The 18,879-nt window shown below is 71.3% G+C and carries 16 protein-coding genes; 6 read left to right on the top strand and 10 right to left on the bottom strand.

Annotated elements, in window-relative coordinates:
- The first annotated feature begins 49 nt into the window (after positions 1–49).
- Entirely contained in the window at positions 50–1,255 is a 1,206-nt protein-coding gene (locus ACIRL2_RS16440) for a methyltransferase domain-containing protein (protein ID WP_402232659.1), read from the top strand.
- A 38-nt stretch (positions 1,256–1,293) separates the two neighbouring features.
- Here ACIRL2_RS16440 and ACIRL2_RS16435 read toward each other — a convergent pair whose 3' ends face one another.
- Positions 1,294–2,103 (bottom strand): alpha/beta hydrolase, encoded by an 810-nt coding sequence (locus ACIRL2_RS16435; protein ID WP_402232657.1) that lies wholly within the window; start codon positions 2,101–2,103, stop codon positions 1,294–1,296.
- 424 nt (positions 2,104–2,527) lie between these two features.
- Between ACIRL2_RS16435 and ACIRL2_RS16430 the strand changes: the two genes are divergently transcribed.
- Both ACIRL2_RS16430 and ACIRL2_RS16425 read left to right on the top strand, forming a co-directional pair.
- Positions 2,528–2,800, top strand: a complete 273-nt coding sequence (locus tag ACIRL2_RS16430) for a hypothetical protein (protein WP_402232655.1) — start codon at positions 2,528–2,530, stop codon at positions 2,798–2,800.
- 212 nt (positions 2,801–3,012) lie between these two features.
- The gene (locus ACIRL2_RS16425) at positions 3,013–3,792 is read left to right on the top strand and encodes an SDR family NAD(P)-dependent oxidoreductase (RefSeq protein WP_395871499.1); all 780 of its coding nucleotides are present in this window, start codon (positions 3,013–3,015) and stop codon (positions 3,790–3,792) included.
- A gap of 146 nt (positions 3,793–3,938) precedes the next feature.
- Here the strand turns inward: ACIRL2_RS16425 and ACIRL2_RS16420 are convergent, their stop codons facing one another.
- From ACIRL2_RS16420 to ACIRL2_RS16405, 4 genes are all read right to left on the bottom strand, one after another.
- Positions 3,939–4,397: a MarR family winged helix-turn-helix transcriptional regulator gene (locus tag ACIRL2_RS16420; RefSeq protein WP_395871598.1), complete on the bottom strand. Its 459-nt coding sequence runs from the start codon at positions 4,395–4,397 to the stop codon at positions 3,939–3,941.
- Positions 4,398–4,475: 78 nt separating this feature from the next.
- Positions 4,476–4,595, bottom strand: coding sequence for a DUF6196 family protein (locus ACIRL2_RS16415; protein WP_402232652.1), 120 nt, complete (start codon positions 4,593–4,595; stop codon positions 4,476–4,478).
- 103 nt (positions 4,596–4,698) lie between these two features.
- A complete protein-coding gene (locus ACIRL2_RS16410; protein WP_395871600.1) occupies positions 4,699–5,793 on the bottom strand; it encodes a chitinase in 1,095 nt (364 codons plus the stop codon).
- Between the two features lie 260 nt (positions 5,794–6,053).
- On the bottom strand, positions 6,054–6,713 hold the full coding sequence (locus tag ACIRL2_RS16405; RefSeq protein ID WP_395871505.1) for a TetR/AcrR family transcriptional regulator: 660 nt from the start codon (positions 6,711–6,713) through the stop codon (positions 6,054–6,056).
- A 189-nt stretch (positions 6,714–6,902) separates the two neighbouring features.
- Between ACIRL2_RS16405 and ACIRL2_RS16400 the strand changes: the two genes are divergently transcribed.
- Complete coding sequence (locus ACIRL2_RS16400) at positions 6,903–8,534, top strand: flavin-containing monooxygenase (RefSeq protein WP_402232650.1); 1,632 nt, start codon at positions 6,903–6,905, stop codon at positions 8,532–8,534.
- Here the strand turns inward: ACIRL2_RS16400 and ACIRL2_RS16395 are convergent.
- The 3 genes from ACIRL2_RS16395 to ACIRL2_RS16385 form a co-directional block, all read right to left on the bottom strand.
- Positions 8,504–9,736, bottom strand: a complete 1,233-nt coding sequence (locus ACIRL2_RS16395) for a styrene monooxygenase/indole monooxygenase family protein (protein WP_402232647.1) — start codon at positions 9,734–9,736, stop codon at positions 8,504–8,506. The genes ACIRL2_RS16400 and ACIRL2_RS16395 overlap by 31 nt on opposite strands.
- A gap of 179 nt (positions 9,737–9,915) precedes the next feature.
- Complete coding sequence (locus ACIRL2_RS16390; protein ID WP_402232644.1) at positions 9,916–10,395, bottom strand: DUF2867 domain-containing protein; 480 nt, start codon at positions 10,393–10,395, stop codon at positions 9,916–9,918.
- A 113-nt stretch (positions 10,396–10,508) separates the two neighbouring features.
- A complete protein-coding gene (locus ACIRL2_RS16385) occupies positions 10,509–13,142 on the bottom strand; it encodes a DEAD/DEAH box helicase (RefSeq protein ID WP_402232641.1) in 2,634 nt (877 codons plus the stop codon).
- 143 nt (positions 13,143–13,285) lie between these two features.
- Here ACIRL2_RS16385 and ACIRL2_RS16380 point away from each other — a divergent pair, with 143 nt between their 5' ends.
- A complete protein-coding gene (locus ACIRL2_RS16380; RefSeq protein WP_402232638.1) occupies positions 13,286–14,464 on the top strand; it encodes a MalY/PatB family protein in 1,179 nt (392 codons plus the stop codon).
- A 41-nt stretch (positions 14,465–14,505) separates the two neighbouring features.
- Here ACIRL2_RS16380 and ACIRL2_RS16375 read toward each other — a convergent pair whose 3' ends face one another.
- Complete coding sequence (locus ACIRL2_RS16375) at positions 14,506–15,030, bottom strand: hypothetical protein (protein WP_395871520.1); 525 nt, start codon at positions 15,028–15,030, stop codon at positions 14,506–14,508.
- Positions 15,031–15,388: 358 nt separating this feature from the next.
- Here ACIRL2_RS16375 and ACIRL2_RS16370 point away from each other — a divergent pair, with 358 nt between their 5' ends.
- Complete coding sequence (locus ACIRL2_RS16370; RefSeq protein ID WP_395871522.1) at positions 15,389–17,695, top strand: glycosyl hydrolase family 18 protein; 2,307 nt, start codon at positions 15,389–15,391, stop codon at positions 17,693–17,695.
- Between the two features lie 169 nt (positions 17,696–17,864).
- Here the strand turns inward: ACIRL2_RS16370 and ACIRL2_RS16365 are convergent, their stop codons facing one another.
- Positions 17,865–18,836, bottom strand: coding sequence for an aldo/keto reductase (locus ACIRL2_RS16365; RefSeq protein WP_395871524.1), 972 nt, complete (start codon positions 18,834–18,836; stop codon positions 17,865–17,867).
- Positions 18,837–18,879 lie beyond the last annotated feature (43 nt).

Below are 18,879 nucleotides of genomic sequence, written 5' to 3'. Positions count from 1 at the left end.
GGCTTTCGATGGCTGGTCAGTCCGTCTTATCCGATCGACGGCCCGCGTCATGACGGTGGGGCCCGACACGCTCACGGCGTTACTGAAGGGCAAGGACGTACTTCCGGCGGGCTGGGAGTCGGTGTTCGGCATGGTGGCCCGCGAGGATTTCGTCCCGGCCCGGATCTGGCCCGACGACAGCGACGCCCCGCTGGACCGCGACCGCGATCCGGAGGCGTGGCGCCGAGCGGTGTACTCCGACCGGGCGTTGGTGACCCAGTGGGACGACGGCCGACATACCGGGGCCACCGCCGGGCGGCTGGCCACATCGTCGTCCTCGACACCGTCCACGCTCGCGGAGATGTTGTACGACCTGGACGCGGCGCCCGGGATGCGGGTATTGGAGGTCGGCACCGGGACCGGCTACAGCGCCGGCCTGTTGGCGGCCCGCGGCTGCCGGGTGACCTCGATCGAGGTGGACCCGCAACTCGCCTACCGGGCACGGGAGAACCTGAACGCGGCCGGATTCGGCGACCTCGTCGAGGTGATCACCGGCGACGGCACCCACGGCTACGCGGAGGGCGGCCCGTACGAGCGGATCCAGGTCACCGCCGGTGTCCGGCGCGTGCCACCCGCGTGGATCGAACAGGCCGCGCCAGGCGCGGTGATCGTGCTGCCGTGGGGTACCGACTACGGCAGCGGCGACTGCGCGCTGCGCCTGGTCGTGGACGCGGAACGGCAAGCCGCGAGTGGGCCGTTCACGCTGGCGACCGCCTTCATGAAGCTGCGCGCACACCGTCCGCACTGGGGACGCTACGGCGGCGCGGCGCTGCCCGAGGACTGGGCCGCCTACGCGCGGCCGACCACCACTTCGCTCGGCTATGACGACGTGGTGGGCGGCCCGTTCGACCCGGTGGCCCTGGTGCTCGGCCTGTGCGTGCCCGACTGCCTGGCCCGACCGATCCTGCACGGCGCGCTCGGCGGCACGTTGTGGCTCTACGGCGCGAACACCGGCCGCGGCCACTCGATCGCCGCCGCCGACTTCGCCATCGGCGATCCGCCCACCGTGCGGCAATCCGGTCCGCGCCGACTGTGGGACGAGGTCGAGGCGACCTGGTACTGGTGGCATGCCCAAGGCCGCCCCACCATCCACGACTTCGGTCTGACCGTGTCGCTGGCCGACGACCGCACCGTCGACCAGCAGCCCTGGCACCTGACTCCCACCCGCCCGCTGATCCCTCCGGCCACCGACTGGCCGCCGACCGCGTCGCGGTGACGCCGCTCCCCCCGTCCCGGACTCCCGGGGCCCGAGCGTCAGGTCTCCGGGAAACCGGACTTGGTGAGCCAGGTGAGGGAGGTCTCGGCGAGTTCGGGCCAGCCGTGGTCGACGATCAGCGAGTGGCCCCGGTCGTCGAAGCGTTGATAGTCGGTGCTCGCACCGGATTTGCGGTACTGCTTGAGCGTCGAGCGGGTCAGCGCGTCGGGGACGGTGTGGTCCAGTTTTCCGGACAGGAGCAGGAGCGGTCCGCGGGTCTCGTTGTCGGTGGCCACCTTGGCGGCGGAGTGCGGCGTGAAATTGCCCAGCGCGAGTTGGAACAACGGTCGGGCCGGGCTGGGAATCGTCCACGCCGCGAACAGGTCGTCGGACTCCTTGAGGGAGACGGCGTTCGCGAAGCCGTACCGGAATTGCGCCTGATTCAGCGACACCGCGCGCTTGGTGTTGGCGGGGTTGCGCAGGAACGCGAAGGCCGATCTCGCCTGCGCGGGTGCGATCGCCTTCACGCCCTTGATCTGGCCGGGACAGATCGCCACCGCCGCAGCGGCCCACCCCTGCCCGAGCAGGTGCTGGGCGATGAATCCGCCGACGGAGTGGCCGACCACTATGGGCGGGGTCTCCAGCTCCCTAATGATTCGCACGTGCGCCTCGGAGATCTCGGCGAGGCCGACGCCGGCCTGCGCCTCGGGCTGTCTGCGGGCCGCGAGCACGGTCTCGGGGACCCCGGGCCACTCCGGCGTGAGCGGCTCGTAGCCCGCCTCGCGGAACCGCTCGGCCCAGCCTCGCCAACTGGTCGAATGCAGCCACAGGCCATGGATGAACACGACGGGTGTGCGCTTGGTTGCCATGCGTCGCCTCGCTCGCGAACGGTTCGATCCGTGCACCGTCGCGGCGGCGCGCTGCGTAGTGCGTGCCGGACGACCCGCGATGGCGGGCGATCTCGGGATCCGAGGCCGCTCGTTTCGCCGGTCGTGCCTGCGACCGGGCCACACGAAGATCCTTTACCGCCACTGTGGCACTCACGCGGTGCCGGCGCGCGCCGACACCGGACACGTCGCGTACTCGTTGGATGGACGTACAGTGAACCTGCTTGTGGTGGCGGCCCGTTGCGGCGGCCGTGGCGACCGCGCACCCGGGCCGCCGGTCGGGGCGAGGGGACGGCGAAAGCCGGGCGGGCTTCATGTATGGTTTCTACAGATGTGTAGAAGCCTGGTTTCGGTGGCCTCGACGCGAACGGGGCCGCTCCTTCGCCTGCGGATCAGGGGTGGAACTGTGCCGAATGATCATCGAGAGCGGCCCGCTGCCGACGGCCCCGGGCCCGAGTGGGTACAGACTCCGCCGGACGCGGAGATCCGTCGGGTGTACGAGCCGGTGGAGATCCGTAATCGCGACGGCAGTTGGGCACTCGGGCGGATCAACGCCCGATGGCACGGCGGCCGCGGCGAGGACTGGTGCCGACTGCGGATCGTGGGCAGCGACCGCCCGGCCCGCTGGGTCCCCTTCGATCCGGACGTGTTCGTCGAATTGCAGATCGACGGGACCTGAGCGGCGGGACCCGATCGACGGAACCGGAGCATCGTCACGAGTCGCCGGGACCGGGCCGCCGTCCCGGACCGATCACCAACGAGACCCGATCATGGCGGATCGCCTCGACACCCTCGTGTGAGCGGGCATGCCGCGATTGCCCGGCCGGACAACGGCTCGGTTGCGGGCACCCTTTAGGCTCGGTTGCCTTCGAGACAACCGAGGAGGGCGTCGTGTCCGACGAACAGGGTTTTCCGGCAACCGGCAGGCGGGTGTTGGTCAGTGGTGCCGCACGGGGTCTGGGGCGGGCGATCGCGCACGCGTTCGCGGCCCAGGGCGACCGGGTGGCCGTGCACTACGGGTCGCGGCGGGAGGAGGCCGAGGCCACCCTGGCGGACCTGCCGGGTGGAGGTCACGTACTGGTCGGCGCGGATCTGGCGGTGCCGGACGAGGTCGAGCGACTGGTGGCCGAGGTGGAGGACGCGCTGGGCGGGATCGACGTCCTGGTCAACAACGCGGCCGTGAACACCCCGCATCCGCCGGCCGACACCGGGTACGCCGAGTGGGTCGCGGCCTGGCAGCGGCACGTCGCGGTGAACCTGGTCGGCGCCGCCGGGCTGAGCCACCTCGCCGCCCGCGGGATGATCAGGCGCGGCAGCGGCGGGCGGATCGTCAACGTCGGCTCGCGCGGCGCGTTCCGCGGCGAGCCGGACCATCCGGCCTACGGCGCCACCAAAGCCGGCCTGCACGCGCTCGGCCAATCCCTGGCGGTGGCACTGGCCCCGCATCGCATCGCGGTCGCCTCGATCGCCCCCGGCTTCATCGACACCGACCGGGTCGCGAACCGCCTGTCCGGGGCCGAAGGCGCCGCCATCCGCGCGCAGAGCCCATTCGGTCGCGTCGCCGACCCCGCCGAAATCGCGGCATCCGTCGTGTGGTTGGCCTCCCCGGACGCCGAGTGGGCCTCCGGCACCATCCTCGACCTCAACGGCGCCTCGCACCTGCGGACCTGACCGGTCGAGCCTCCTACATTATCCATTCGCACCACGACCCATCGTGCTGCCGGCTCGGATGGTCGCCGAACACAGGGGCGCGGATCTGTCCATCGGCCGATTCACCGTGTTCGGCACCTCCCGAGACCGGCGCGGGCGCCGTCGTCTCAGCGCCCGATCGCGACGGAGCGGCCCTCGTCCAACTCCATGAACACCGCCGGCACCTGGTTGTCCAGCACCAGTCGGCTCAGCAGTTCGGCGAGCCTGGCCCGATCGGCGGCGGCGAGGCCGGCCGGCAGCGTGTCCACCCGGCGGCACGTCTCGGCGTAGAACTCCTCGGCGAGGTGGGCGCCTTCCTCGGTGAGCCCGATGCGCACCGCGCGTCGGTCCTGCGGGTCGGACTCGCGCCGCACCAACCCGCGCTGCACCGTGCGATCCACCAACCCGGTCAGGCTCGACTTCGCCAGCCCGAGCATCTCGCCCAGTTCGCCCATGCCGTACGGCTGCGGCATCAGCACGCAGAGCAGTTGTCCCTGCTGTGGGGTCAGTCCGTGTTCCCGGCCCGATTCGGCATACACCGCATTCACCAGGAATGCGGAACGCACCAAGGCGGTGACGACCCCCATCTCACCCACGGTCTTTCCCATTCGTCCAGAATACGGCACCCTCGGAAGGCATGGTCCGAGCCGACGCCGGGCCGCGCGTTATGGCCAACACGTCGCGCACAGCGACTCGATCACGGCAACGGCGTCCGGGAGCAACCGCATCGGACAGCCCCCATGGCCGTGAATGCCGCCGTGCCGGCGGTTGTTGCCGCAGACCACGAAAACCTTTGCCGGTTCGCGGTCGCGGCAGTACGCCGTGACACACCGTCCGCCCCGGATCGACCGGGGCGGACGGTGTGTCACGGCACAGGTCGGTGCCGGGTCAGCGGCCCTGGAGGGCCTTGACGTTGTTGCCGAAGCTCCAGCTCCTGGATCCGTCCCAGTTCAGCGACCAGGTCATCAGACCCTTGAGGCCGCCGCTGTAGCGGTTCCACGCCTGGGCCACCTGACTGGGCGTCATGTAGCCGCCGCCGGCGCCCGGTTGCGCGGGAAGGCCGGGAACCTGCTTGTCGAACGGCACCTTGATCGTGGTGCCCTGGATGACCAGGCCCCGGTTCAGGCAGTCCGTCTGCGCGGTGAAGCCGGCGACCGTACCGGCCGAGTACGAGTCGCCGGAGCAGCCGTACATGTTGCCGTTGTAGTACTGCATGTTCAGCCACCACAGTCGACCGTTGTCCACGTACTTCTTCACGATCGGCAGGTACGCGCCCCAGATGGAGCCGTAGGTCACGCTGCCGCCGGTGACGTAGGCGGTCTCGGGTGCCATGGTCAGGCCGAAGCCGGCCGGCATCTGGGCCAGGATGCCGTCGATGATGCGCACCAGGTTGGCCTGCGAGGTGGACAGCGTGTTGATGTTGCCGCCGCCGACCAGGCCGGTCTCGATGTCGATGTCGATGCCGTCGAAGTTGTAGGTCTTCAGGATCGGCACGATGGTCGCGACGAATCGGTCTGCGACGGCACGGGAGTTGAGGTCGATGCCGGCCGCCGCGCCGCCGATCGACATCAGGATGGTGGCGCCCGCGTCCTTGGCCTGACACATCTCGGTCGGTGTGGCGACCTTGACGGTCGAGTCCATCCCGTCCTGCCACAGAGCGGTGCCGTCGTTGAGGATGACCGGGAACGCCGCGTTGAGCACGTTGTAGCCGTGCGCGGCGATCTGCGGATTGGTGATCGGGGTCCATCCGAACGGCGGATGCACACCGTTCACGGCGCCGTCCCAGTTCTCCCAGTAGCCCTGGAGCACCTTGCCCGCGGGCTTCGGCTTGACCGCGCAGACGCTGCCCAGCGATGCGCTCGCGGTGCTCGTCCGGTGCGAAGTGTTCTTGGCGTCACCCTCGTTCGGTGCGGCGGCGACCGATCCGGCGACGGTGAAGGCGACCGCCAGGGCGGCTCCCAGCAGGCGTGACGTCCGACCCATCATGCTCGATTCCCTTTCGGCACTTCGAGCGCGGCCGGGCACGGAAGGAACGTCCTGCGTGGCACGCCTACCTCCCGGGCGGGGACGGGCCCGGAGACTCACGTGGTGCGGTTGCCACGACGGTAAAGTGGTCCAGACCTTACGGTCAATAGGTCTGGACCACTGGCAAAGTCCGGCAAATGCCCCCGCGCGCCCGATCGTTCGACCGCACCTCGGCGGGGCGCCGCCGTCGCGGAACCAGGACGCGGCCCGCCTCGGGATCAGCGCGGTGGGGCGGGGGCCCGGTAGATGGTGGCGATCCAGATCGCGAGCAGCGTGTCGACCGCGTCGGCCTCGGCCAGGGCGGGTTGTTCGGCGGCGAACGTCGCGTGCAGCACCCGTTCGTTCATCGAGGTGAGCGCGATGGCCAGGTCGCGCGCGGGCAGCCCCTCGGGGGCCAGGCCGCGCTCGCGTTCGGCGTCGATCGCGCGGGTCGCCTGGCGGACCCACGTCTCCATCACCCGAGCCCACAGCTCACGCACCTCGACGTTGGTCCCGCAGGCCCGACCGGCCGCGAGGGTCACCGCGCGATGTGCCCGGAAGGTGGCGAAGAAGGCGTCGATCGCCGTGCGCCAGTGGGCGGTCCGGTCCCGGGGCGGCCCGTCCGGCGCGGCCGTCGAGGCCGCGTCGGCCTCGGCGACGACCCGGTCGATCAACGCGAGCAGGACCGCCTCCTTGGAGGCGAAGTAGAAGTAGAAGGTGGGTCGGGAGATGCCCGCCCCACGAGCCAGGTCGTCGACGGAGATGCCGCTCAGGTCGCGCTCGCCGAGCAGTCGCTCGGCGGTGGCCAGGATCGCCTGCTCCCGGTCGGCGCCCGAGGGGCGGGACTCGCGCCGGCCCCGGCGCGGACGGGTGGTGTCCTGCGCGGACGCGTCGCTCACCCCCGAACCCTACCGCCGACCCACGGACTCGACACTGTGTTGACCGGATCGACAACACGTCGATAACGTGGGTGGGCCACCATCACCCGGCAGGCGCGTGTGTCGTTCGTGGCGTGTGGTCCGGGGTGTCGTACGCACCGCCCGGTCCGGGTGCCCTCGGCGGCGCCCGGTCGCGAAATGGGGACTGGCATGGCCACGGAACACGTCGACGTCCTGATCGTCGGTGCCGGTCTCTCCGGGATAGGGGCCGCGTGCCACCTGCGTGAGCGTTCGCCGGGCAAGTCCGTGCTGATCCTGGAGGGTCGCGACGCGATCGGCGGAACCTGGGATTTGTTCCGCTACCCCGGGATCCGCTCCGACTCGGACATGCACACGCTCGGGTACTCCTTCCGCCCGTGGACCGCCGCCGAGTCGATCGCCGGCGGCGCGGCGATCCGGGACTACATACGCGACACCGCGCGCGAGCACCGCGTGGACGAACTGGTGCGCTTCGGCCACCGGGTGCTCGACGCCGAGTGGTCCGGCGAGACGGCCCGCTGGACGGTCCGGGCCGAACGTACGCCCACCGGCGGCGAATCCGGCGTGGACCGGCAGCACGACCGGGACGGGACCGCGACCCGGAACGCGAGTGCGAACACGACTCGGGAGCCGGGTGGGACCACGACCCCGGAGCCGGGTGGGACCGCGACCGAAAGCGTCGAGTTGACCTGCTCGTTCCTGTTCGTATGCACCGGCTACTACCGCTACGACCAGGGCTACACGCCGGACTTCCCCGGCCTGGCCGACTTCGCCGGTCGGGTCGTGCACCCGCAGGCGTGGCCCGAGGACCTGGACTGCGCCGACAAACGGGTGGTGGTGATCGGCAGCGGCGCGACCGCCGTCACCCTGGTCCCGTCGCTGGCCCGCACGGCCGCACACGTGACCATGCTCCAGCGCTCGCCCGGCTACGTGATGGCGCTGCCCTCGCGCGACGTACTGGGCGCCCGGTTGCGCCGGGCGCTGCCGGATCGGTTCGCCTATCCGCTGATCCGGGCCAAGAACGTCGGCATGGCCATGCTCGCGTTCCACGTCTCGCGCCGGGCACCGGCGTTGATGAGGTCGTTGCTGCGCAAGGACGCGATCCGCCGACTGCCCGAGGGCTACGACGTGGACACCCACTTCGCCCCGCGCTACAACCCGTGGGACCAGCGGATGTGCTTCGTCCCCGACGGCGACCTGTTCACCGCCCTGCACGGCGAACGCGCCTCGATCGTCACCGACACCATAGCCGGCTTCACCGAGACCGGCCTGCGCCTGAACTCCGGCGCCGAACTGGCCGCCGACGTCGTGGTGACCGCGACCGGTCTGAACCTGCTCGCCATCGGCGGGATGACGCTGCGGGTGGACGGGACCCCGGTCGAGTTGTCCGAAACGGTGGCCTACAAGGGCATGATGCTCTCCGGCGTGCCCAACTTCGCGCTCGCGCTGGGCTACACCAACGCCTCCTGGACGCTCAAATGCGACCTGGTCAGCCAGTACGTCTGCCGGCTGCTGAACCACATGGACGCGCACGGCTATCGGGTCTGCCTGCCACAGGCCCCCTCGGCCGACGCACCGCTGGAGCCGCTGATCGACCTGAAGTCCGGCTATGTGCTGCGCGCCACCGCGAAGTTGCCCAAGCAGGGGCCGACCACGCCGTGGCGGCTGCACCAGAACTACCCACGCGACGTGCTGATGCTCAAGCACGGCTCGCTCCGGGATCGCGGCATGCGCTTCGCCCGTACGGCCACCCGTCCGCGCCCGGCGGTCGATCAGGCCGGCGCGCCGACCTCGCGCAGATAGGCGTCCGTCCGGTCCGGCTCGTACAGGAAGTTCTCGAAGTCGGCCGGGGTGTCGATGGCGCGAGCCACCCGATCCGCCACGTGCCGGTTGTCGTTGCCCGCCGCGAGCAGCCGCACCACATGCTCGGGCGGCGGCGCGAGCAGCGCGGTGGTGAACTTCACCGAGTGGCGGGCGTACGCCCAGAACCGCTCGAAGGTGTCCAGCATCCAGTCCCGGTCGAACGGCTTGTCGCCGTGCTCGACGATCGCGGCCAGGTACACCGCCGCCGCGCGGGCCGCGCTGTTCGCGCCCTGACCGCTGATCGGGTCGTTCGCCACCACCACGTCCGCGATGCCCAACGCGAGCCCGCCCGAGGGGAGTTCCGCAACCGGGCGGTGCACCACCGGGGTGAAGGAGCCGCTGAGCACGCCGAGTGCGTCGGTCAACTCGGCCGCGCGCGTGCGCTCGTAGTCCCACGGCGCGTACGTGCGGATCAACTCCAGTGTCAGCGCCCAGTGTTCCTGCGCGTCGCGAACGCCGGTGAACAGGTCGAACGGACCGCCCGGGATCGCCTCGACGAGCACGATCTCGCACGGCCCGGTCAGCGTGAGGCCGGGCAGGTAGTACAACTCGCCCAGTCCCGGGATCACGTTCAGGTGCACCGCCTGGCGGCCGACCTCCGGGCGCGGCGTGACGCCGTGCAGGTAGGAGACGGCCAGCCGGCGCTGCGGAACGGTGTGCACCGAGCGCTCGTGGTCGCGGTCGAACATGGTGACCAGTTCGCCCTTGCCCGCCGCGACGATCACCAGGTCGTAGTTCCGGCTGTACCAATCGATGTCGCCGACCGAGACCGGATGCAGCACCACGTGGCCGCCTCGCTGGGCGAACAGCTCCAGCCAGGTGGACATCTTCAACCGCTGGTCGACCGACTCGGACCCGCCCATGTCGCCGAGCCAGTCGACGAACGGCACACCATCCGGGCCGGGGATGGTGAACCCGGTGTGCGGCAGCTTGGGCACCTGGTCGTCCCACAGGTCCAGGTTCTGCGCCGCCTCCAGGGCGAGTTGCGACGGGAACATCATCTGCGTCGAGCTGACCCGGCCGGCCCGAATCTCCTCCGGGGTGCGCTCGGTCATCACGGTGACGTCGTAGCCATGGTCCTGGAGCCCCAACGCGAGCTGAAGCCCGGAGTGGCCGGCACCGACGACGAGGATCCTGCGCACGGATGACGCTCCTTCCGGTTCACGGTCGAATGCATGTTATGACCACGCATCCTGTGCCCGGACGGGCGCCCTCGGTATCCCGGACCTGATCGCGCCTGCGGCGGGGGAGGCGAACACGGCTGATGCCGACGCTGCTTGGTCGAACGCGGCCTGATCCACCAGGATCCGCCGGGCAGGGCCTAGGCGGGCGGGGCGTCGCGGCGGGCGCGGTGGAGCAGCCAGGGGATCGTCAGGTGGTGAATCGGCGCGGCGGCGCCCCGGATCGGTCGCATGATGGGCCGCTCGAAGCGCACCACCGTGGTCCACACGACGCTCGCGTCGCGCACGAGCACGATGTTGTGCGCGGTGATCAGGCGCGAGCGGGCGGTCACGGTGATCGAGTCGGCGTCGGCCGCCGCGATCGGCCAGCCCAGGATGTGCTTCGGCGAGGGTCTCGGGCCCAACCGCAGGCGCGGCACCGCGGTCCATCCGGTGAGCAGCACGCCACGCAGGGCGAGCGGGGCACCCTCGAACACGGCGCGGGCCCATTGTTCGGGCGTCCACGAGCGTGCCGTCGAGGTGGGCAGCTCGAACGCCGAGGTGTAGTGGGCACCCGCCGGGTCCGGGTCGGACGGGAGGTCCGACGGTACTTCGACGCGTCGTGCGCGGTCGGTGCTCACGCGGCCCTCCCTGCGACGACGATCCGGCGGCCTCGATCCCAGCCGGGGCATCCGGGGCGGAATCCATCGGCACACCGTCGACGGCGAGGGGCCGGTGGGGGCGATGGGAGCGGTCAGGGCGGCGGCGCGGGCCGGCAGTAGGAGCGGCTGACCCGACGGTCGGCCACCCGGACCAGGGCCTCCAGGAAGGCGAGGCGGAAGGGGCCCAGTCCCGGGGCGTCGCACAGCCGGAGCACGCGCGCGGTCCAGGCCGCGGACGTGCCCGGGGCCCGCGAGGCGTCCGGGGCTCCCCAGGCGCCCGCGCGGGGATCGACGTGCGTGCCGCCCGCGAGGAGCACGGTCGGGTCCAGCACGATCGCGGGCACCCGGCGGTCGCCGGGCACCTCGACCGGGCCGAACCGGTCGCCGGTCTCGACGCCGAGCACGCGCGGCACCGCGCGTTCCACCTCGTCCGGCATCGGCCGGATCGCCACCCGGACCTGCCCGTGGTGCGCGGCGACCAGGTAGGTGATCAGGTCCGCGTCGGGCACGCCGGTGAGCAGGTGGACCTCGGGGTGCAACAGGGCCAGCACGGAGACCAGTTCGTGCCGGAAGTGCGCGCGCGAGTGCGTGCCCCGGTCGTGGCCGGACTTCGCCCATGGGCCCGGGCCCGGTGGTTCGGCTCCGGGCGGGCAGTCGTCGCACAACATCGCCTGGAACGCGGCATGCGCCTTGCCCAGGTCGTGGTACCGCCCGGCGAGCGCCGCGGACGTGACCAGGTGTCCGGGGATCACGAACCCCGTCTCGGCCAGCTCGCCGGCCACCGTACGCACGTCGCGCTCGACGTCGGCCAGATGTTGCGGCAGGTCCACCCAGCGCTGCGCGCACGGCTCCTCGGGCCGCTCGACGTCGGCCGGGGCGACGTCGTCGCGGAGGCGGTCGTCGCGGAGACCGTTGTCGCGGAGACCGTTGTCGCGGAGACCGTTGTCGCGGAGACCGTTGTCGCGGAGACCGTTGTCGCGGAGGCCGTTGTCGAGGCGAACGACCGGGACCGGCCCCGGGTGCCGGCTCCCCCAGCCCGATGCCGCGTGGTAGCAGCCGACTTCGGCGGCGGCCAACACCACCGCGCCCGGTCGCAGGTCGGCCGCCGTCAACGGCCGGCAACCGCCGGCCCGATCGAAGGCCCACCACCCGCTCGGCCGGCGGGCCAGCGCGTCGGCCACCTCGGCGACCGGCACCGGGCACATCTCCACCCGGCGGGGGTACGGCTCGCGCCCGTCGGGACGGCCGTTCGGCCAGTGCCGCCACACCACCGCGACATGCGGATCGGCGTCGTCCCGGATCCAGCGAGCCACCTCGTCGGCCCCCGCCTCGTCGGCGTCCGGCGCCGGCAGCGTGTCGAACAGCCGCATCAGGTCCGCGCGTCGCAACACGTGCCGTACCGGAGCGCCCGTCGCCACCGCGATCCGCGGCCACCGGACGGTGGTCACCGCGTGCCCCTCCAGATCGGTCAACGCCCGTGCCGCGCACCGCAGATCCACACCGGCGTAGGGCACGTGTCCGGCCCCGCCGGCCCGGTCCATCGGCGGCCACGTCCACACCAGGCGCGCATCCGACTCTCGGCCGTCGCGATTGCACCGCCCGGCCCGCTGCACGATCGACGGCCACGGGGCCACCTCGGTCAGCAGCACCCGCGCGGTGACATCCACGCCGGCCTCGACGACCTGGGTGGTCACCACGATCTGCCCGGCCGTCCCCGGCTCCTCGGCCAACCGCTGGATCAGCGCAGCGCGTTCGGGTGGGCGGAAGCGCGCGTGCAGGCCGAGCATCTCGGGTGCGAGCGCCCGTCCGGTCGCCAGGACGTCCAGCGCCGCCCGTACCGCGTCGGCCCGTTCGTCCGTGTTCAGGACCGCCATCGTTCGTGTCCCGGGCCGATGCCGGCGGAGCAGTTCCTCGGCCACGGCCGTCGGGTAGGACTCGGGAATCGCGGGCATGGCGGCGAACTCGATCGTGCGTACCGCCTCCAGACGTCGGGCCAACTCGGCCTCGACGGGCAGGTCCAGCGCGTTCACCACGCGGGCCACCGTGGGGTGGTCCGGGGTGCCCAGCCGGGACGGATCGGGCATCGCCGTCATCCACATCGTCGACGAGCCGCCCACCGTGCCCAACTCGTCGCGCAAACCCTGAAGTTGCGCCGACGTCTCCAACCCCGGCCCCATCAGGTAGGGCTCGTCGAAGACGAACCGGGTGCCGGCGTGCAGCAGTCCGAACGACAGCGGCCAGGACGCCCGCCCTTCGCCCTGGCCGCGCATCAACAGGCGGGACAACACCAGGTCCTGGGTCCCGATCAGGACGGTGGGCCGGGCCGGCCGCACCTGCCAGTCGTCGGCCTCGGGTTCGGCCCCGACGGACAACACGTGCACGTCGACGTCCCCGGCGCGGCCGAGCCGCTCGATCCATGCGCCGATCAGCCGATGGGTCTGCTCGACCGAGGAGCGCAGCGGCAACACGTAGACCAGCCGGCCGGGTGTCGCCCGGCGCACCGCGGACCTGGGATGCGCCAACCTCCGCCACAACCACGGCAATACGGCCGCGACCGTCTTCCCGCACCCGGTCGGCACGCACAACACCTGCGGCAGATCGTCCCGCGCGAGGGTCTCCTGATACGCGTACGGCACCGATCCCGTCGCCGTGCGCACGAACTCAACGAAAGAGCATTCCGTCATCCGGTACATCACCGCCCCGTCGTCCGGCTTGAGGCCGGACACCGAGCATCCTGCCGGCCGGTGCCGACTTCGGTGGGCGAATCCCCCGACGGCGCCGGGCGACGCACCGGCTGGGCCGGCGCACGCCCGACGCGCCCCGGCCACACGCTGCGGCCCCGCCGGACGCCTCGCCTATGGTGGGATCCATGGAGAGCCTGCCGCGGTACATACCCGAGCACGCCAACCCGTTGCGCGCGCTTTCGCTCGCCGAGCTGCGGCAGCGCACCAGCGAGAAGTGGCGGGTGTACCCGCAGGACGTGTTGCCGGTGTGGGTCGCCGAGATGGACGTCCTGCCGGCCGAGCCGGTCGCGCAGGCGATCATCGACGCGGTCCGCCTCGGCGACACCGGCTATGCCACGGGTACCGCGTACGCCCGGGCCTTGTCCGACTTCGCCGCCAAGCGCTGGGACTGGCGCACCCTCGCGGTGGAACGCACCGCGATCGTGCCGGACGTGATGCTCGGTGTGGTCGAAATGCTCAGGCTGGTCACCGACCCCGGTGGTCGGGTGATCGTCAACTCGCCGGTGTACCCGCCGTTCTACGCGTTTGTCACGCATATGGACCGGCAGGTCGTCGAGGCCCCGCTCGGCGCGGATCACCGGATCGACCTCGATGTCCTGGAAGCCGCCTTCCGCGCGGCCGGCGCGACCGGCGAGCGGGTCGCCTATCTGCTGTGCAACCCGCACAACCCGACCGGCACCGTGCACACCGAGGCGGAGCTGACCGCGGTGGCGGCGCTGGCCGCCGAGTACGGGGTGCGGGTCGTGGTGGACGAGATCCACGCGCCGCTGGCCTCGCCGGACGTTTTCGTGCCGTACCTGAGCGTGCCCGGCGCGGAGAACGGCCTGTCGCTGATGTCCGCCTCCAAGGGCTGGAACCTGGCCGGGCTCAAGGCCGCGCTGGCGGTGGCCGGTCCGGCCGCCGCCGAGGACCTGGCCCGGATGCCCGCGGAGGCGGCCGACGGTTGCAGCCACCTCGGCGTGATCGCGCACACCGCGGCGCTGCGCGACGGCGTCGGGTGGCTGGACGCACTCCTGGTCGGGCTCGACGAGAACCGGCGCCTGTTGGCCGAACTGCTCGCCGACCGGTTGCCGAGCGTGCGCTACACCCCGGCCGAGGGCACCTACCTGGCCTGGCTGGACTGCCGCGAACTCGGCCTCGGCGACAGCCCGGCGACACGCTTCCTGGAACGCGGTCGGGTCGCCCTGAGCTGCGGCACGTACTTCGGCACCGGCGGCGCGGGGCATGCCCGATTCAACCTGGCCACCCACCCCGACATCCTCACCGAGGCGGTCGCCCGGATGGCGGCGTCGATCCGAGCCTAGGGAGTGTCTTCGGTCCCTGGGGCGCCGGACCGGCACGCTCACTACTGCGGTGGGCGCTGCCGGGCGGCGTACTCCAAGGCGTGCAGGAGGTAGGCGGCGGACGGGTCGGCGTGGTCGTTGCGCAGCGCCCACAGCGCGACCTCGGTGGGGAACTGTACGTCGGCGAACGCGATCACCACGCCCGTGCCGTCCAGGAACAGGCGGCTGCGGGCGCTGCCCAGGTCGATCCAGGTCGCGGCGACCGCGAGCGCGGCGCCTTCGTCCACGCAGGGCAGGTAGGCGAACCGGCCGTCGACGAGGTCGGCGGGCAGGGCCCGGACGGCCCGGCGGACCTGGGCCAGGTGCTCGTCGAACGCACGCCGGTGCTCGTGCGCCGGCCACGGCAGGCGCGAGCGCCACAGCAGGCACGTACACCAAGCGAGCACCTCGGCGACGTCCGGATCGGCGTCGGCGCCCGAGGGCCCGGCCGCGTCGGGGTGCGGCTCGGTACGCAACACGTGTCCGGCCCGGACCCGCGCGAACGTCTCGTCGGCGTCCCGCGGTCGATTCGGCTCTTCCTCGCTCAACGATCCGATCCCGTTCTCGCGCGTTTGTCGCGACACGCTCGGCCCCGACACCGACACGGTAGTCCAACCACCCGGCTCACGACCGCACCCGCCTGCGTCGGCGGCTCGCCTCCTTGCCCGCATCCGGCCCGTGCGCGTCCAGCGGCCCCCAACGGCTGCCATTTGCAACGGACTTCGGCTGTTGACGTCCTGGTCCAGACCAATTACCTTCCAAGAGGCGTTTTGGTCCAGACCAATCCGCCATGCGACTGCTTCGGATCACGGTGGATGTCCCACATCGCCGATCGTGATCACCCCGGTGAGGCGCGCGCGTGCACGGTTCCGTACCGCCCTGTACCACGCACACAGGGAGAGAGCCATGTCCCCTCACAAGCGCAGATTCCGCAGCCGATTCCGCAGCCGGGCCCTGGCCCTGCTCGCCGTCCTCGTCCTGCCCTTGGCCGTGCTCACCGGGCTGTCCGCCGGTTCCGCCCAGGCCGCCGGCAAACTCACCGCGACGTTCTCCATCCAGGACAACGGCTCGTGGTGGAAGGGCACCTACGTCGTACACAACGGTGGCACCGCCGCCGTGACCGGCTGGCAGTTGGAGTTCGACCTGCCCGCCGGCGTCACCGTGACCGGCAACTACTACGGCGACGCCACGGTCACCGGCAGCCACGTCTCGGTCAAGAACGCCTACTACAACGGGACCATCGCGGCGGGCGGCAGCACCGACCCGTTCAGCTACTGGTTCATCGGCAACGGCCCGGCCGGGCCGCCCCTGCACTGCACCGTCAACGGCGACAAGTGCGACGGAACGCCCGACGTCCCGCCCTCCGCGCCGGGCGCCCCGCGGGCCACCACCGTCACCGCGCGCTCGATCGCGCTCGACTGGAGCGCCGCGACCGGCGGCGACTACCAGGTGGCGGGCTACGAGGTGGTCTCGGGCGGCACGACGGTCGCGACCGTGCCGACCAACTCGGCCACCCTCACCGGCCTGACGCCGGCCACCGCGTACACCTACGCGGTCCGGGCCAAGGACACCCGGGGCAACCTCGGCCCGCTCGGTCCGCCCACGACGGTGACCACCGTGGACCCGGCGAGCGATCCGACCCCGCCGACCGCGCCGGGCACCCTGCGCAGCACCGGCAAGACCTCCTCCACCGTCGCGCTGGCCTGGACCGCGTCGACCGACAACGTCGGCGTGGCCGCGTACGACGTCTATCGTGACGGCACCCTGGCCAAGACCGTCCCGGCCGGCACCACCGCGGCCACGATCGAGGCGCTGTCCCCGGTGACCAAGTACACCTTCACGGTCAAGGCCCGGGACGCGGCGGACAACGCCTCGCCCGCGTCCAACGCGCTCGACGTCACCACCGACGACATCGCCGGCGCGGGCAAGAACCTGCGGGTCGGTTACTTCGTGCAGTGGGGCATCTACGGGCGCCAGTACTTCGTGAAGAACCTGGACACCTCCGGCTCGGCGGCCAAGCTCGACGTGATCAACTACGCGTTCGAGAACATCGATCCGGTCAACCTGACCTGCATGGCCGGCGTCACCAAGGGCACCACCGCCAACCCGCAGGACCCCGACCAGGGCACCGGCGCGGGCGACGCGGACGCCGACTACGCCCGGCCGATGTCGGCCGCGCAATCGGTCAACGGGGTGGCCGACGACGGCTGGGCCAAGTTGCGCGGCAACTTCAACCAGCTCAAGCAACTCAAGGCGAAGTACCCGCACTTGAAGGTGGTCGTCTCGCTCGGCGGCTGGACGTACTCCAAGTTCTTCTCGGACGCGGCGGCCACCGAGGCGTCCCGGCAGAAGCTGGTCAAGTCCTGCATCGACATCTGGATCAAGGGCGACCTGCCGGTCTACAACGGCGCGGGCGGCCCGGGCACCGGCGCCGGGGTCTTCGACGGCATCGACGTGGACTGGGAGTGGCCCGGTTCGCCCGACGGCCACGCCGGCAACCACTACAACGTCAACGACAAGCAGAACCTGACCCTGCTGCTCGCCGAGTTCCGCAAGCAACTCGACGCGACGGCCGGTCCGCGCAAGCTGCTGACCGCGTTCACCCCGGCCGATCCGGTCAAGGTGAACCAGGGCTGGGACGTCTCGAAGATCTTCGACTACCTGGACGTCGCCAACGTGCAGGGCTACGACTTCCACGGCGCGGGCAGCGACAACTCCTGGGAGCCCAACCGCACCGGTGACCAGGCCAACCTGTACACCGACGCGCAGGACCCGTATCCGACCCACTTCAGCATCGACGACGCGGTGAAGATCTACACCGACGCCGGCGTCAACCCACGCAAGTTGACCATCGGATTCCCGTTCTACGGCCGAGGTTGGCAGGCCGTCGCCGACGGCGGCGCGCACGGCGAATGGCAGGCGGCCGGCGGGGCGGCACCCGGCCAGTTCGCCGAGGAGGCCGGGACCAGGGGCTACTCGAACCTCCTTGCCAGTGTGCCCAATCTGACCGTCTACCACGACGAACAATCCGTCTCGACCTACGGCTATACCGGGGCCGGCGGCCAGTGGTGGACGTTCGACGACGCGTGGTCGATCGCCAAAAAAACGGCCTACCTCAAATCCAAGAACCTACTCGGCGCGATGATCTGGGAGATGTCCGGCGACACCGCGAACGGAGCCCTGATCACCGCGCTCGACAACGGACTCAAGTAGCGCGCGGCAGTCGGCACGACAGGCAAGGCCGGCGCCGGGACAGTCGTCTCGACGTCCGATCCCCGTACCGCCGTCCGGTCCCCTCCGGACGGCGGTACGGCTCTGTTCGGCCCCGCGCCCGAAGCACGCGAGGTACGAGCGCAACGAGCCGCCCGCCCGGGGGTCCGGATCAGGCGAAACCCGCGACCGGTCGCGGTGTGTACGGCCGTTCCAGGCGGTCGATCTCGTCCTCGGTCAGCGACAGCGACAGCGCCGCCACCGCGTCCTCGATGTGGCCGGGCTTGCCCGCGCCGACGATCGGCGCGGTCACCCCGGGCCGGCTCGCGATCCAGGCCAGCGCCACTTGCGCACGCGAGACGCCGCGCTCGGCCGCGATCGTGGCGACCGCCTCGACGATCGGCCGGTCCGCCTCGCCGTACAGCGTCTTGCCGAACTCGTCGGTCTCGCTGCGCGCGCTGTCCGCGCCCCAGTCGCGGGTGAGCCGGCCCCGGGCCAGCGGGCTCCACGGGATCACCCCCACGCCCTGGTCGGCGCACAGCGGCAACATCTCCCGCTCCTCCTCGCGATAGAGCAGGTTGAGGTGGTTCTGCATCGACACGAACCTGGTCCAACCGTGTCGCTCGGCGGTGTACTGGGCCTTGGCGAACTGCCACGCGTACATCGACGAGGCGCCGATGTAGCGGGCCTTGCCCGCCTTGACCACGTCGTGCAGCGCCTCCATGGTCTCCTCGATCGGCGTCGCGGTGTCCCAGCGGTGGATCTGGTACAGGTCCACGTAGTCCGTGCCCAGCCGGCGCAACGAGTTGTCGATCTCGGTCAGTACGGCCTTGCGGGACAACCCCGCCGCGTTGGGTCCGGGCCGCATCCGGCCGTTGAGCTTGGTGGCGATCACGATCTCGTCGCGGCGGGCGAACTCGCCCAGCGCCCGGCCGACGATCTCCTCGCTGGTACCGTCCGAGTAGACGTTCGCGGTGTCGAAGAAGTTGATCCCGGCCTCGACGGCCTGTCGGATCAGCGGGCGGGCGGCCTCCTCGGGCAGCGTCCAGGGGTGCGTGCCCCGCTCCGGCACGCCATAGCTCATGCAGCCGAGACAGATCCGCGAGACGTCCAACCCCGTGCTGCCGAGCTTCACGTACTTCATCCCGTGCCGTCCTCTTCCTCGTGCTCTCGTACGCCCCCCGCGG

Source organism: Embleya sp. NPDC127516 (assembly GCF_044765325.1).
GTDB lineage: Bacteria > Actinomycetota > Actinomycetes > Streptomycetales > Streptomycetaceae > Embleya.
Note: the sequence above shows the minus strand (reverse complement) of the source record. Positions and strands in the feature narration are given on the sequence as shown.

Bases quoted from the DNA above. Each gene is read 5' to 3' on its own strand.
- ACIRL2_RS16440 (WP_402232659.1), top strand. From the start codon at position 50: ATGACGGTGGGGCCCGACACGCTCACGGCGTTACTGAAGGGCAAGGAC.
- ACIRL2_RS16435 (WP_402232657.1), bottom strand. From the start codon at position 2,103: ATGGCAACCAAGCGCACACCCGTCGTGTTCATCCATGGCCTGTGGCTG.
- ACIRL2_RS16420 (WP_395871598.1), bottom strand. From the start codon at position 4,397: ATGGGGGTCGTCACCGCCTTGGTGCGTTCCGCATTCCTGGTGAATGCG.
- ACIRL2_RS16410 (WP_395871600.1), bottom strand. From the start codon at position 5,793: ATGGGTCGGACGTCACGCCTGCTGGGAGCCGCCCTGGCGGTCGCCTTC.
- ACIRL2_RS16400 (WP_402232650.1), top strand. From the start codon at position 6,903: ATGGCCACGGAACACGTCGACGTCCTGATCGTCGGTGCCGGTCTCTCC.
- ACIRL2_RS16380 (WP_402232638.1), top strand. From the start codon at position 13,286: ATGGAGAGCCTGCCGCGGTACATACCCGAGCACGCCAACCCGTTGCGC.
- ACIRL2_RS16370 (WP_395871522.1), top strand. From the start codon at position 15,389: ATGTCCCCTCACAAGCGCAGATTCCGCAGCCGATTCCGCAGCCGGGCC.
- ACIRL2_RS16365 (WP_395871524.1), bottom strand. From the start codon at position 18,836: ATGAAGTACGTGAAGCTCGGCAGCACGGGGTTGGACGTCTCGCGGATC.